The 15608-nt window shown below is 39.9% G+C and carries 12 protein-coding genes; 4 read left to right on the forward strand and 8 right to left on the reverse strand.

Going from position 1 to position 15608, the window contains the following annotated elements:
- The first annotated feature begins 429 nt into the window (after window positions 1-429).
- Window positions 430-1668, forward strand: coding sequence for a class I SAM-dependent methyltransferase (locus QSH61_RS22830; RefSeq protein ID WP_010603764.1), 1239 nt, complete (start codon window positions 430-432; stop codon window positions 1666-1668).
- 10 nt (window positions 1669-1678) lie between these two features.
- Complete coding sequence (locus tag QSH61_RS22835) at window positions 1679-2425, forward strand: autoinducer binding domain-containing protein (RefSeq protein ID WP_174169541.1); 747 nt, start codon at window positions 1679-1681, stop codon at window positions 2423-2425.
- Between the two features lie 155 nt (window positions 2426-2580).
- Here the strand turns inward: QSH61_RS22835 and QSH61_RS22840 are convergent, their stop codons facing one another.
- The 8 genes from QSH61_RS22840 to QSH61_RS22875 all read right to left on the reverse strand — a co-directional run bounded on the left by QSH61_RS22840 (window position 2581) and on the right by QSH61_RS22875 (window position 11807).
- Window positions 2581-3429: a hypothetical protein gene (locus QSH61_RS22840; RefSeq protein ID WP_010603762.1), complete on the reverse strand. Its 849-nt coding sequence runs from the start codon at window positions 3427-3429 to the stop codon at window positions 2581-2583.
- Window positions 3430-3537: 108 nt separating this feature from the next.
- On the reverse strand, window positions 3538-3873 hold the full coding sequence (locus QSH61_RS22845; protein WP_130256695.1) for a DUF2314 domain-containing protein: 336 nt from the start codon (window positions 3871-3873) through the stop codon (window positions 3538-3540).
- Window positions 3874-3979: 106 nt separating this feature from the next.
- A complete protein-coding gene (locus QSH61_RS22850) occupies window positions 3980-4474 on the reverse strand; it encodes a hypothetical protein (RefSeq protein ID WP_206472540.1) in 495 nt (164 codons plus the stop codon).
- A gap of 38 nt (window positions 4475-4512) precedes the next feature.
- Window positions 4513-4722 (reverse strand): hypothetical protein, encoded by a 210-nt coding sequence (locus QSH61_RS22855; protein WP_105216139.1) that lies wholly within the window; start codon window positions 4720-4722, stop codon window positions 4513-4515.
- A complete protein-coding gene (locus QSH61_RS22860; RefSeq protein ID WP_206472539.1) occupies window positions 4719-5735 on the reverse strand; it encodes a hypothetical protein in 1017 nt (338 codons plus the stop codon). The genes QSH61_RS22855 and QSH61_RS22860 overlap by 4 nt, the downstream gene beginning before the upstream one ends.
- 152 nt (window positions 5736-5887) lie before the next feature.
- Window positions 5888-6994 (reverse strand): LPO_1073/Vpar_1526 family protein, encoded by a 1107-nt coding sequence (locus tag QSH61_RS22865; RefSeq protein WP_206472538.1) that lies wholly within the window; start codon window positions 6992-6994, stop codon window positions 5888-5890.
- Window positions 6984-7169, reverse strand: coding sequence for a hypothetical protein (locus tag QSH61_RS22870; protein ID WP_206472537.1), 186 nt, complete (start codon window positions 7167-7169; stop codon window positions 6984-6986). Before QSH61_RS22870 ends, QSH61_RS22865 begins: the two co-directional genes overlap by 11 nt.
- A 537-nt stretch (window positions 7170-7706) precedes the next feature.
- The gene (locus QSH61_RS22875; protein WP_206472536.1) at window positions 7707-11807 is read right to left on the reverse strand and encodes a PKD domain-containing protein; all 4101 of its coding nucleotides are present in this window, start codon (window positions 11805-11807) and stop codon (window positions 7707-7709) included.
- A gap of 157 nt (window positions 11808-11964) precedes the next feature.
- Between QSH61_RS22875 and QSH61_RS22880 the strand changes: the two genes are divergently transcribed.
- Window positions 11965-12741, forward strand: a complete 777-nt coding sequence (locus tag QSH61_RS22880) for a complement resistance protein TraT (protein WP_099031941.1) — start codon at window positions 11965-11967, stop codon at window positions 12739-12741.
- Window positions 12742-13413: 672 nt separating this feature from the next.
- The gene (locus QSH61_RS22885) at window positions 13414-15525 is read left to right on the forward strand and encodes a TonB-dependent siderophore receptor (protein ID WP_206472535.1); all 2112 of its coding nucleotides are present in this window, start codon (window positions 13414-13416) and stop codon (window positions 15523-15525) included.
- Window positions 15526-15608: the final 83 nt, after the last annotated feature.

Here is a 15608-nt window from a genome sequence, read left to right on the forward strand (position 1 = left end):
TTGAAGCACCCTCAAATACTGCGAGCCTTTGGTTTACGGTGTTTAAGTTCAACCATTACATCGAACTACAATATTTACCTGTAAAACTTTCAAACAAAACGATTGCTGACTAAAGAACTGGCAGAGGGTTGTCTGTAACTGACGTTTGTAAAAATACAGAGCTAATTTGAGATCCTTTTATATCAAGTGCTACAAGTAGCACCTTGCTTTACTTCCAATCTATTTCCTATTTCTTTCCTAATCCATTAACTAATTGATATTAAATAGCTTATTGGTTTGTGAATTTTCCAAATATCGGCCTCTGGCATCTGCCATTATCGCCTTAACCTTATGTCTATCGGGCAAACAAGCAAACGCCTGATGTAAGGTGAACTCTGGCTGCAGACAGATTTTACCTCTCCTTTAAAAGCAGAATGAGAGGAATTTACTATGTCTTTTAAAATAGAAGCATGTAATTTAAATAATATTGATGTCGCAGTTAAAACGTTGAAAGAAAACTATGTGGAAAACTTTCCAGCTATCAGAGTTACTAAAGATAAAATCTTAGGTAAAGGTATTTCTCTATACCTACTTAGTGATATAAGCCAAGTTCCACATAATCCAATAGCGACTTTTGGACTGAGCAGTGCGTATGAAGATGAAGATGTTTGGAAAGAAGTAAGGGCATCATTAAGCGATGACTTTGACCCTAAAAAGGATGCAGTTGTCGGCCAGCTTAGTATATCGAGTAAAGATGTCGCAATTACCAGAGTCGTTTATGGCCTGTTATTAGATAAAGCACAACAGATGGGTTATGAGCGGTTGTTTTTTATCCTGAGAGGAAATGTTGATTTTTATAAAAAGTTATTTAACGCTATACTGATTAAAAGTGATTGCAACTATGATATTGGGGTTGATAGAAAAATATCTGCTCTAGTTGTTGAAACGAAAGAGATAAAGCAAAGGGGCCTTCGCTTCCTAAATCGAAACTTATCATCTTGCTTTAATAAGAGTGATAGTCTAATTAAAAGGGAAATTATGAATAAATCTCATTGGGATGAATATAGTAGTGCATTTGACTCTATTATTACTCCACCACAGGTTGAACTTTATAATACAATTGCTCCGCTGTTGTCAGGAGTTGTACTGGATGCTGGATGTGGAAATGGAAACTTAGCCGCTTTTGTTAATGGTGAGGTTTCTACTTATCACGGCGTCGATACATCTCTTGATATGGTGCAAAAAGCCAACGCCAATTTGCAGAGACTGAAAGAACCACAGCGATTTCAAGCATTTCATGTCCAACTAGAAGAGTTTGTTAATACGCATCAATACGACGTGATTACATTAATAAACAGTGTTTACGCGATGGATAATCCGTCTTTGGTTTTTAAACACTGCTATAACTTACTTGCTCCGGGTGGTCTGTTAATTATCGCAAACCCCAATGAAAACATGACAAAATCTCACATGGAAATGATGATTGAGTTGTATGAATCGCAATTTAGTGGCAATCCTGCTGTTGCAGACTTTAAGAGATTGAATTTACAATTTGTCACACAATACCAACATTCGTTTTATACTTTAGATAAAGTTGAAGGTTGGCTAGAACAAGCTGGACTGTCTGTAACAAACCGAGACTGCACTCACTTTCATGGTGCAATGAATTTAATCGTAGCTAAAAAGTAGGAAAATAAAAATGCGCTATCAAGATCTAGTCGATTTGTTGAATGCTTCGAATCAAGCAGAATACACTGCAAGTTTTTATCGTGCCATATCACATATCGGATTTGATAGCGCAATTTATGGTTTTTTGCCAAGCCATGAATTTGTTAAACACTTGAACCAAATGCCTATCATACTAGCCACCGAAAACGCCCCTCTCGATTATTTAAAGTACTATCAGGAAAATGAAATTTTTAAGCCTGAGACAGATATCTTCGTAGCTAAAATACTTGCTGGTCATCGAGAGCCAATAAACTGGTGGCGGGACCTACATGGTTTCAACCCCACAGAGTTACAAGTTGCTACCTTGACCCATGCAAAAAACGAATTTGGTCTCAATAACGGTTTTGTCGTCCCGCTCATGTGTGACCACAGAGGCTACGCTTGTGTTACTTTGTATAGCAATTTAAGTGATAAAGACTTTAATCATCTGGTACAGGAAAATGAAGAACAAATCGGGTTATTTTGCTCGGCGTTGAACAGCAAAATCTTCTCAGATCCAAACTTAGTTGCCGAGTTATACGACAATTATATAAAAATGAGCGATACAGAGCGTCAAGTGATGCGATACTTGGTTTCGGGGAAACCGATGAAGCAAATTGAAGATCATATTGGAATAACCTATCGCTACGCTGCAAAAGTAATTGATAAGTTTAGAAAAAAGCATGGAAATGTGCCAAAAGATAAATTGCTCTATTCGCTAGGGCACTACTTTAGTTGATTTAACGCTAGTATTTCATATCTGATTTATCGTACTAACGGACGAGTTTATCTTCAATATGGCAGGCTCCTCTGAGCGAGGAGTGGATATTAATGCTAACTTATTTATGGACAAAAACAATTTAGAGCCGAAGGTCGGCGCCGTGCCTGACCTTATTAAATTCCTAGCACTCGAACCTGCAATATTGTGGAGTACAACCACAGTATTAGTTGGGCGCTTCGTTTTTCGGTATTAAACCCTAAATCTCCACCATGAAGAATTTTATTTCTTGTTTTTGGAATAGTTTCTTCGGCGTCACCCGCAACAAGTTCGTAGGTTTTTATTTTTGAGTAATATGATTGAAGCTGATCTTGCCGGGTTATTGCGTGCTCAAGCTTTGGCACTAGCCCCGTGAGGTTAGATTTATTATTTACGGAACCATCAATTTTTACCGGATTTATTTTTTTCTGATTTATTATTATGTAATTCGCTTTTTCAAACGACTCGGTTAACACTCCTTCAATTTGACCATAGAGCAGGCAAATACTACCGGCATACTTTTCGCTGTTGTGTAAATCTAAAGCCTCTTTGATCAAAGGCAACCGATCAGCATCCAAACTCATGCTGCTGTAGAAGTCGATGAGAGAATTTTGAAACGCTTCACTGGAAATAACATCAAGGATGGATGCTGCACTCGGATCTTTTTGCAAATCGATAGCTGCGAAGATATGAGCCAACTCAATTACATCGTTTGCAATTTCAAAGTCCGGATCATTGAGCCCAGAAGAAATGTTATTTATATAGGGTTCGAGTTGGGGATATATTTTTGCAAACTGAGTCCAAAGTTCAATGCTCTCCCTATGCTCTTCAACAAACTCATTCAATGCCTTGTTTACAGCCAGTGCAATTTGACGCCACTGCTGAATATGGGGTTCTAAGGCTTTGCGAGTTGCCATCAACGCCGGTTCAAAGTCCTCTTTCCACCAAGTCAAAAAGTCTTTACCTTCTGATTGATTACTCAACATAGCCTCCTCTGGAGTTTAACGCTTGCCTAACCGGCGCAAAATAGCAGGCTATAATTAGCGACGAAGGAGCGCAAGCCTGCTGTTTTACGTCCTTGGTTTAGGCACTTGTTAGGTGTTTTCTTCGTAAATATCTATTACATGACAAGCTTGAAAAGTGACAAGTTGTCCGCACTGCACACAATCACTGCCGGCAGGATCATTATCTAATTTGCCCTTATAGTAATTAGGGTAAACGTCTGTAATTTCTACCCACATACGTTCAACCGAAACTTCGTCAGAACCTATGTTCTCTTCCATGCTGAAAATTAGCTTTACCAAATCGCCTACTTTAAGAGATTCCCTGTCTTCTTTTTCAGGGATCCAGAATGTGTCTGGATATTCCTTATTTAATTCTTCTCCATTATCCAATTGATAATGATCTCTTTCATAGGTTGGCAGAATCATCAAAAACCTCGAAACACCTAACGCCCGATTAACGGGTAAAAAACTGTGGGCTAAAATTGAGCGAAGCGAATAGCCCGCAAGTTTTTTATCCCTATTGAATTGCTTGTTATGTGATTTTTACTCCAGATACTTCCGAAATGAAATTCAAGTCATCTTCAGTGAAGTCTGTAAACGAACCTGCATTTTTCGAGAATACTGATTTTTGGGTTATATTATTAGTAAGCTCAATGAGCTGACCTAAGCATTCATTAGCATCCTTGCAGTTCAGATGAAACATATTCATAAGATCGGTAGTAAACGCTAAAGTGGTTACTTCACCATGCTTGAAGCTATCTTTGATAATAACAGTTGCTAGCCGTTCAAGTGGATTTACTGAAATGACAGGCTCATCAATGTTCCCACACCACCTAACTTCTCCATAAAAACCAGCAACCGGGTTATCAATAATCGATGCAAACAACTCCGTAATAAATTCTTCTGTTGGTTCTCGATCTTGAATTCTTGCCAACGCACCAACTAAAAATGGAAAAGTAAGTCCGTACTCCCCTCTTCCAGACTCTTTCCATTGTTTTACTAATTGGAACCAAACCTTGTTATTCAATTCTGGCCTCTTATTTAATAAATCACATAACGCCCAAATCAGCGGCTAGCTTTAGCTAGTCCGCTGGATTTGCTTGTTAGCTGCTCTTCTCGACTAACTGAGTAATCTCGTACCTGTATGTCTTTGCGAGCTTTCTTGATAGAAGTTGCAAATTGAATTACATATTCTCGGTCATTTTTTAACTGCAACTCTCTATCACTTATATCGTTATTAAATATTTTTACAATAAAGTTTATGACTTGATTCATGCCACACTCCTAGATTTGTTTGTGTGAAACTCATACTGCCACTTCTTAATTGAGTTTAGTGTAAGTTCTAAATCTATTCTTCGGCAAATATCCGAGAAAATTTCTGATATTGCTTCTGATTGCTGTTCATCCAAAGGGTCACATAGCCTACGACCGTAAGTTACAATTGAAATAATGTAGTTATCTCTATAATCACTGTTAACAGTGAAAGCTGGATAGCAAAAAACACTACCATCTCCGGTACGACCATCCCTTTCGGACAAGTAGTATTTTCCCTTTTTGTGGGCTAGTCTTTTACATGCGTGGAAAACAGGCTCTCCAATCGAAAGACACTCAGCGGCAGCAGACTTCCCTTCGATCAGCTTGATCGCTTTTGTGTGCTTCCAATTTCGATTAGTCTCGTATTCGTAATACCAAGTGTCACTTTGGGGATCATTGTGCATTATTGTTATGCAGATTTGATTACGTTTAAGGGAAAAATTATTTAGTAATAGCGATTCAATTTCACCTAAAATTAAGTTTATCTGCTCTTTAGGTTGAGTGATTTGTTTGAAAGTATTTCCGTTTGGCTTTAACTTCCCAGATTCGTCTTTAAATCTATCTAACTTTTTTTGTACCACCCTTGTGGTAAGCAATGCAAAGCCTTCAAGAAACTTTTTGTAAGCATCCCCAGATTGTTCTTCATACCAATCCGCAATGCCTCGGATTAGTAAAGCTAGCAATGAAACAACAATTAAGATTGAAAATGCGACTTCATGCTTATCTGTGTGGTTTTTTATTATATCCCATTGCTCTCCCCATACATCTAATGTAATGAAATATGCACCTGTCAAACCTGGCAAGAATACTTGTAAAAACCTGTTTCTTATAGTTCTGACTACTGTATTTTCATAAAGAACTTTTCTGAAAAGCTTTCTATGAAAATACCTAGACTGTTCAAAGAATAAACTAAGCAACCAAATGGCAACCATCCCAACTACGATAATCATCTGGTTGTTTGACACATTTTCCAATCTTATATTTCCTTTTGTATATTCAATTTAAGCACAATGCTACGATGGAGCAGCTAACGCCGCATTAAGGTGTGAGCGGCGCTTGGCTATACTTGAGCGAAGCGAAACCACCAAGCGTTGCGAATCACTCTTAAATGCTTTGTTATACATCATTAACTCATTGGTGGAAGTGTATTATCGCACCGTTGAGCATTAGAGTGAGCAAGAACTTTGCCTGCTGATGTTATATTAAGAATCATTGGAATATCATCCCACCAGTCTTTTAGTACTTTTAAATTAGGTCTTTTATCCCATTCCACCATAAATGATTTAATATTTTTTTGCCTTTCGCTTTCGTCGTTAGAATAAAGGTCGTATACCGATTTGATAGCATCAACTTGCTCAGGCGATAACTTTACCGGAACCAATATCATTTGACCTTGATGGATTATTTGTTGCTGCAAAGTTATTGAATCTATTTGTTGTCGGTTGGATACAGGCAGTCTAAGAAAACTAGAGTTGAAGCAATGTTCAACAAGTAAACCTTGAGGTAAATTATTCTTTTTGAATATTTCTATAGCTCGATTATGATTCTCAGATTCGTTTTCTATTCCTGTATCAACGTAGCCAGATAGAGCTTCAGGATAGAACTGTTGAATCTTTTTAAGTTGACCAAAAGTGCTCAACCTTACGGCGTTTAATATATCAAGATGATCTAGCCACTCTTGACCTTTGGGTAAAGTTCCGTAAAAAATCTTCCCGAATAAAGCATTTAGTACATCCAAACCGCGATGAGCATCACCTGTTGAAGGTAAAAAACTGCTTACAGCATGAGCAACGGTCAAACCCAGTAGTGCTTCGTCAGAGATTTTATCGACAATATCTACCGCTAGATGAATACCAGCCCTAGCGATACGATCGTCTCCTTTTTTAAACCTATGCACGAGTAGTTCGGACAGTAAGTCATAATCAGCAGGCCTTTCTGTTGAGGCTGCTGTCTTTTGTGCTTCAACTACTAACAACTGAAAACTTGGGTCAGCAAAAGCCTCCAGAGCCCCTTCAACTTGTTCCATTTTAGGCATTAAGCTATTTTCGAACTCAGAGACTCTAGCATTGGCAATATCTAATGCTTCTTGAGTATATTCTTTCCTTAACTGCAAGTTCATTTCTTGAAACACTTCTCTTGCACGCTTTTCATCTATACCGACTTGCATGACCATAGTTTCAGCTTGAATATTTGTTGAGTTATCCCCGCCTTTTTGGTTCTGTTTACTCAGCATCCTTTTTACCGCCTATATTTAAACTTCCGCCTACTTGTATATTGGTTGAATTATCTCCACCTTTTTGAACTTGTTTATTTTTACGAGAAGAAATCAGCCATCCAATAATCGCAATTGGCACTGCAATCGCCACACCACTAAAAAGCCAATCTTTATTTTCATAAACCCATTCCATATGCACACTCTCTATTCATGATGTATAACAATTTAATATCGACCCAATGGGTCGTTTCTCTACCGAGTCATGGGTCATTAATCTCATTGTACCAGTTTTATCATAATAACTAACTTGTTGCTATACAGATATTTTTCATCATTATGAAAAGGATAAAAACGACCCAGAGGGTCGTTTTCTTGACTATAGGAGAAATACGGCGAAACTGTATATAAATACAGTCAACTTTTAGAGCTAACTCAATGAGAACTCGTTCGCCATTTTTAAACCATATCGTCAAATTTATGCTGACTAAGCAGTATTCGCTCAGAACCGATGATACCCCGTTGAGCAAAGTTTTCTAGCTTGTTTTGGGGCGAAGGCGAGTTAGTACCAAACGTCCGCTTTTTAACACACATACAACAGCCAAGTTTAATTTAGCCCTGTTAATCTGGTTTATTAACGTCTGGTGGTTTAGCTGTGGTCTCTAATTAAGTCAACTATGGCTAGGTTTTATGGCCCACTCATCAAATTGTGCATGAGTGGGCCTGCTTTATTTTAGTTTGTTGAGCGATCACTTACGATAGGTGATGGCGGGTTTTTGGGCTTATTACTCTGGTGTAGCATAAAGTAATATTGTTGGCGTTCATTGGATTGATTATTGATATCAATACGTGCAACTCCTGCTATTACGTCTAAACCATCGGCACTCTTCACCAAAGGGTAGTCGTTTGGACCGAGAGAGAGTAGGGATACTCTGTTGAATACCAAAGTTTCTACATTCTGAACTGTTTGATGTTGGTTATCTTCACCGACATCAAAATAATGGTTGCCGCCGTATACATCTTTTCCAATATTACGCATAAATGCCCCCATACTGATAAGGAAGTTGTTTTCAACTTCAATGCCTTTTAGCCCATAGAACAGCTCGTGCTCACCGACAAATACAATTCTTCCCCCCTGTGCAGCAAATTGTTTTAAGCGACTGACTTCATCCGGAGAATATGAGTTAAGTGGAGTCCAGAGTACGATAAGTTTTATTTGTGGGTCATCAAGATCCCAATCTTCTAGAGACTGATATGTAATAACTTCAAAGCCTAAATCTTCCCAAGTACTGTACAGGTAATTAATAGATTGGCATGACCAACTGCAGCGAGAATCATGAGATCGATCTAGGACTATTTTAGAACCTTGGGCACGGAGGCTGTTTCCTGAAAAACTGGCTAGGTTTTTCGCAAATTGCGTGTTATCAGCTTTGTAAATCCGCTCATTATCTAGAATATTGACATCATTGAATACGATTAAATCTCCACCAGCTGCAGGTGCGACGTTACTGTCAAACGTAAAACCAATAATTGAATTTGCTCGGCTCCCCTGACTATCTGTCGCATAGAGTATAATGTTGTTTTCACCTTGAACAAAAGACTCCGCTGGTTGAGTGAGTGCGAAACTGCCACTATTAAGCGCAAAGGTAATGTCTCTTTTAGCCTCTCCATTTATAGAAATAAATAATTTGGCGATACTTGATTGAACTGTTTCAATCTTGCCTTCTATTAAGATGTTACTACTCAAAATTGCGCCAGGTGTTGGAGACAATATTGTGATTTGTGGTGGAACTTTTAATGTTAACTCAGATGTTGGCTCCGAAATTGCGCGATAAGCGCTTAAATCGCTTTCGTTTCCTGTTAAAGCAACATCTATGATACATGCTTCAAGCCTGCTTTTTATGCTTACATACTTTTGGCACAATTCTTTAACCCGTTGATATTCCGCACTACCAATTTGTGCCTCTAACCTCGCTTGAGTTAACAATGTTCGTGGAAAGTTAAGGTCAACGAAGCTTTCAGGGGTCTCATCATTGAAGTAGTCGAACAAAGAGGATTCGGATGTTACACGCCAACTATTGCCGTAAATATCATAAAGTTGATTGAAGTTACCTTTGTCTTCAATTTGATTGCCGTTAGCATCCGTTAAGTCATTGTCGACGTTGCCATCAAAGTATCCAAGTAACCCATTAACGCTGCCTGCACGAGAGTTTGGTAAAAGCACTTCTGTCTCGACAAATTCACCCCGCCGATACACTTTTAGTAATGAGGTGTCTGGCCAAGTTATTTCGTAATGACGATTATTTTGTTTAAAGATACTTGCTTGATTAGAAAGCTCACTAGCACCGTTATTCAATGTTTGTAATTGACCATCAATAAGCACGGCAAGGCCTTCATCATTGGGGTAAAAGGTGACTCTTGTTCCTGCGACATTTGCGGCGACAGCGGCATTGAAAGACACGTGTTGATTGCCAGGGACTGCGACATAACGGCCCTGAATCTCAAAAGTGTCGATATTGGACTTGGCTAAGATATACTCACCAACGCCATTAAATCCATAGTTTAAGCCGTCAAACGTACGTAAGTTTGGGTCTCCTGTGACACGAGCCTGCTTGCGCGGGTTGCCTAGGTTGTCGTCAATTGGGTTGCTACCATCTACGGGCTCACCACTGAGCAGAATTAATTGAACTGGTTGGTTGGTGTCCTCGGTAACAGTGATTGTAATGCGCTCTGGTTGAAAACCCGATTTAGAAGCGATCACATGATAATCACCAACTGCGAGTGGTGGAGAACTAAAGGCGCCACTGGTATCGGATGATAATTGTTGAGAAAGGCCAGTGCTTACGCTTGTTAGTGACACATCAGCGTCTGATATGGGGCTACCGTCAACGTCGGAGATAGCACCTGTAAGCGTATTGAATTGAGTCTCAAATGGGCATACTTCAGAGCCCCAAATTGGTTGCTCCAAATCATAAAGAGGAATCTTTTTCTTCTTAGCTTTACTTGTCAGCCCAAGAATATCGCCTACAAAGCCGTAATCTAGGTTGGCATTAACTCCTAATCCTACTGAGAGTTCAAGTTTACAATTTGGCTCATGATTTGCGCTTTTGTAGTTTGCTTTAGCAGCATATTTTGCATATGGGCCCATTGCTAACCCTGCTCCAGGGCCATCTAACTCTATCTTATTCCCAAATGGTAATGGTACAGACAACTCGTAAGCAGAAAGCATAAACTGTAGCTCTGCTTTTACTTTTGCTGATGTTTCACCTGATAGTTCGTATTCAGGTCCAATTTGAGATATGACAGGCACAAAGCTGTGAACTGGGCTCAGTTTTTCGTTTTGATATTTGAATCCGGTTCTATAGTTTCCTGATGCACTAATACCCATCTTTAAATTTGCTTTACCAGCAACAATAACATTAGCGCCAAGTTGTGGGTGTAATTTGACGTTTAAAAATAAAGGAATAGGCCCCACGAATAGCTTAACATTTTTGTTAATAATGGGATTGAATACCTTGCTTTTATTCAGGCCTCCTTTGTAACTGTAGTTCGCTTTTAGATAAGTATTCGTGAGGTAATCTGCTTGAGCAATTGTAGAAAAGTGAGTTACCTCACCACGAATAATTGAAAACTCTATTCCTATCTGAGCGCTTGAGTTCATCTTTAGTTCTACAACAGACGTGACTTCAGGGCTTAGTTTTTGTTGCAGTGTTCTTGAGAACGTTAAGATAGGAACATCTACACTCGACTGTACTGTATTATTAGCAGTTGAAATCGACTGATTAAGTGTTGCAGCTTGGTTCGTGATAACAAGGTCTAGTTTAACGTCTGCATCTGGAAAAGCTTTGTGTAATGGTGCTTGCGAGGTAGTTAAAATATTACCATTAATATCAAGAACCTCACGCATAAACCCGGTGTCGCCATCAGTGGTGACACCGACTATAATATCACCGACTTGTATGTCGCTTAACGCACCTGCGGTGAGTGTGAGCCTACCCATCTCTGGGGTAATTTCTACTCCCGATTGGCCATCAACGATAAAGGTTGTGTAACCGTCAACGGCTCTTGTTGCCGGCTTCAATTCGCTGCTCGGGTCTAATGTAGCGATGACTTCAGCATCTTCAAGCGGTTGCTCATCATGGTCACCTGTGTAGTCAACAAAATCTATTGCTTCAGCAACTTCTACATTGGCGCTTGCAGAGATAGAGTAGCCTGATTTATCTGAGACTGTGACCGTAAACTCAAGGTTATCTCCAGTGTAGTCTTCAGGGATTTTTAGTGAAGCAAAATCAGGTTTATCGTTATCAATGTTAAGCTCTATATCTGTTGATTCTTCCCACACGATGCTGTCAATTTCAACGGCACTCGATATATCTGCTTTTAATTGTGCCCACGACCCTTTCGCGATGCTCTGAGGTACTTGCAATTGAATCGTTATGTTGTTCAGGTTGTTTACGGTGACAACTACCTGATCAGTAGCACTTCCTCCTTCATCATCAATAACTGTTAATTCGAAGCTTAACTCCTCGTTTTCTGTGACATCTGGAGCCACAAATGAGGAAATTGCGTTGCTTTGGTCCGATAGCAAAACTGGGGGGCCTGAAAGTTGCTGCCACTGGTAGCTTTTAATCACCCCATCGTTATCTGTGCCACTACCGTGTAATGTGACGGTTGCCTTTTCATCGACCGTTTGATTTTCTCCTGCTTGAGCAATCGGTAGGCTGTTCGTTGGTTTATTTATATCGTTATCTGAGTCCCCACCACATGCGACTAAAGCGCCTGTTAACAACGTAATTAGGGTTGTGCGTAGAGGAATGTATTTATGCAGATCCATAACCATCCTTATGTATTTGAGCGAGATCAAGTTGCTTTGAAAAAATAAGAATGCGTGAAAAAAACAGCATGAGACAGGGTCGAAATTTCCACCTTGTTCAGTATCGGTTCATTGAATAAATTAACTAGGTGTTAATAAAATCAAAAGGGTTATGGACATGGAACACGGCACTATATCACAACAATCTACAGGAAAATCTATATCAGGCGTTTGGAATTTGCCTTTACTGCTTTGTTTGCTCTTTCTGTTAGTGCAGCTGGCTGGGTGTAATGCGATGCACACTGCGGTGAAAAAGCGAGATTTAAGAGTTGAAACTAAAATGAGCGACTCTATATTTCTAGATCCAGTCAGTCAGGACAAGCGCACAGTGTTTTTGCAACTCAGAAACACATCGGATAAGCAGGATTTAGTCATCGCTAACGAGATACAAACTGCATTATTGTCAAAAGGCTACAAGGTTGTTAATGACCCAGATGCAGCGCACTTTTGGATCCAAGCGAATATTCTCAAAGCTGGCAGAACAACCGCTGATGAAAATCGAGGAATTTTAGCCCAAGGCTATGGTGGGGCTGTAGCGGGTGCTATTGTTGGTGTTCAGTTTGGTAGTGGTCGAGGACAAGCTGCTGCAGGCTTGCTTGGCGCAGCTGCGGGCTTTGTTGCTGATGCAATGGTGGAAGACGTTTATTTTAATATTGTTACTGACTTACAGGTTTCTGAGCGCGCGAAATCGGGTGTCGAAGTACAAGAAGGTAATAGAGCTAAACTAAAGCAAGGTAACTCAGGCTATAAATCGGTGACTTCAAACGAGGTGACCGACCGTAAAAAGTATCAAACACGGATCGTTTCTACAGCGAATAAAGTAAATCTAGAATTTGTTGAGGCTCGACCTAAGCTAGTTCAAGGTTTAGTAAATTCTATTTCGGGTCTGTTGTAGCAAGGTGTGCGGTAATAATGGAAATATAGTATTAGCATGGATGTGAGGCGCCAATACTATATTTCCAGCTATTTTTAACTGTTCTCGGTCGCTTTTTACAAATACTGCAACCAAGGTGATGGATCAACGTGTTTTTAGTGGCTAATTCATTTTGTAGGCCAATACAATACCCCAATCAAAGTGGTCAACGCTTAAATATTCCCCATGATTTGTGCCTAATAATAATTTGGCTAGTGTGTAACGTAAAAGTAGCGCGTACAAATGCAGAAAACAAAGGTGTGCTGGGAACCGAGCCTATTCTCTTGGTGCACGGGTTACGTTTTTGCGTAGCCTTTCTAGCATAGCTAAGCTTAAATTCATTGCAGCGAATGTGATGAGAATAAAGTGAAGTGATGGTGGGCACTTCGTCACATTAAATACCGACCTTACTTTCGGCATCACTGAGCTAAAGTGTCACCATGCCACCGTTTTACCGTAAATATTCCCGCCTTGTAACAGCACAAACAGCATGAGGAAAATACTACCAAGTGTCAGTGCTGCGCGCTCAAGCAAGTGAGAGCTTTCGACCAAATACACAAAAAAAGCGTCAATTGACAATTTATTAAATAACAATAATACGCGGCGGTATGTTATATTGTATCAAAATTTAAATTCCAGAAAATAGAGATACCAGTGAACAAAAAATTACTACTCTCCCTCATTTTGGTGGCTAATGGCACCACTGCGCAAGAATCAGCTTCAAATCGTAGCCCAAACGGGGAGATAGAGCATATAGAGATTAAACAGTTTCGGCAGCCCTATCGTGGTAATGTACCTTTAGTTCAAACACCTCAAGCAGTCGATACCATTAGCTCAGAACTGCTTGAAAGCGAAAGTATTACTCGCTTTATGGAAGCGTTAGAACTCACACCGAGTGTTGTTAGGCAAAATAACTCTGGAGGCATGTTTGATAGCTTTGCTATCCGTGGTTTCTCGGGTGATGAAAATAATCCATCAGGTTATCTTGTCAATGGTTTTAATTCTCGAGGCTACAACGGCAATAGAAGTACAGCCAATATCGAAAGCATTGAAGTCATGAAAGGTCCAGGCTCTGCGTTATATGGGCAAGGGGAGCCCGGTGGCACTATCAATATCATTACCAAAAAGCCTCAGTTCGAAGAGCAAGGTTATATTCAAGCAACGTTTGGTAATTACAGTAAAAAACAGTTTGAATTTGATTACACAAACTCAGCTACCAAAGAAACTGCTTATCGACTAAATGGCGCATATGAAGATTCAGACACACATAGGAACCATGTTTCAATCAATAGCTTGCACTTATCGCCGTCGGTACTGTGGAATATTTCTGATGACACGAGTCTGAGCTATGAAATGGAAGTACTCGATCAGAAAAAGCCGTTGGATAGAGGTGTGTATATTCTAAATAATAACTTTGATGACGTTAACACGGACGCTTTTTATGGTGATATTCGTGATGGTGCGCACCAAGTTGAAGCCTTAGGTCATCAGTTAGTGTTAAATCATAAGGTAAGCGATGATTGGCACATACTCACCGGGTTTGCTTATCGAGATTCTTCATTTGAAGGTGTATCTTCAGATACTGAATTATCAGATGGTCGACAGCTGATATACACAGACGCGAGCCTACTTTCTCGTCAAAGACGTGCTCGAGACTACCAGGCTTTGGATGTTTCTGCGCGTATTGAACTCAGTGGTGAAATTGAATTAGGTAGTGTAAAGCACAATATTCTAGTGGGCGTTGATCACTATAATTTTGACATTGATACTGATTATAAAGTATGGCGTACGGCATGGGGGTCGGGCGATACCACCTATAGCATTAACCCAAATAACCCGGACTACACGCAAACACAACCAGAACCTGTATTAAAAACGTTGACCGAAGAAAACCAAAAAGGTCTTGGTATTTATGCTCAAAACTTGATCGAACTGACCGAAAAATCGAAAGTATTAGTGGGTGTCCGTGTTGATAAATTTGAGCAAGACATTCTTAACCTTCGTAGTGATGAAGCGCAAAGCCAAGAGCAAACCGAGTTTACGCCACGCTTGGGTTTTATTTATAACGCGAATGACAAAGTTAATCTGTACACAAGTTACGCAGAAGGGTTTAGGCCAAATCCAGGTTTAGATTCTGATCGTAATGCGTTTGAACCAGAGGAAACTAAATCATTTGAGATTGGCGCTAAATGGCAAGGTGTTGCGGATCGTTTCTCGGGTAGCATTGCACTTTTTGATGCGCAAAAAACCAATATGCTTACCGCTGAACCTGACACCGGCTTATCGGCAACCTTGGGCGAAGTAGAAAGCCAAGGTATTGAATTTCAATTAACGACTGAATTAACCGACGATACTGTGCTCGCGCTTGCTTATGCTTATACCGACGCAAAAACCGCAAATGATGTGATTAATGCAGACTGGGGCGTGCCTATTCCCAAAGGCTCACGTTTGATTAATGTTGCAGACCATATTGGTCATGTTTCACTGAAGCATTACACCACACTTTTAGGAAAAGAATCCTATCTTGGGGCAACCGTGAATTATGTGGGTGATCGTCTGGGCGAAACAACAGACGCAAACTTCATTTTGCCATCCTATACGCTAGTTAATTTATCGGCATCGGTTGAATTAAATGACAAGGTAAGTGTGAAACTGGACATCAACAACCTGTTTGATAAGACCTATTTTGAAAACTCCTATCACAAACTATGGACCATGCCGGGATCACCTACAACATACAGCGCAAGTGTGAAGTATCAGTTTTGATCCCTAATACGAGCGTAAAGTCTTAGCATATTTTAAGTCTTCTGCTTGTCGAGAGAATAATAGTCTGAGTCATTTTACTTAGA

The organism is Pseudoalteromonas sp. JC3, assembly GCF_030291895.1.
Lineage (GTDB): Bacteria > Pseudomonadota > Gammaproteobacteria > Enterobacterales > Alteromonadaceae > Pseudoalteromonas.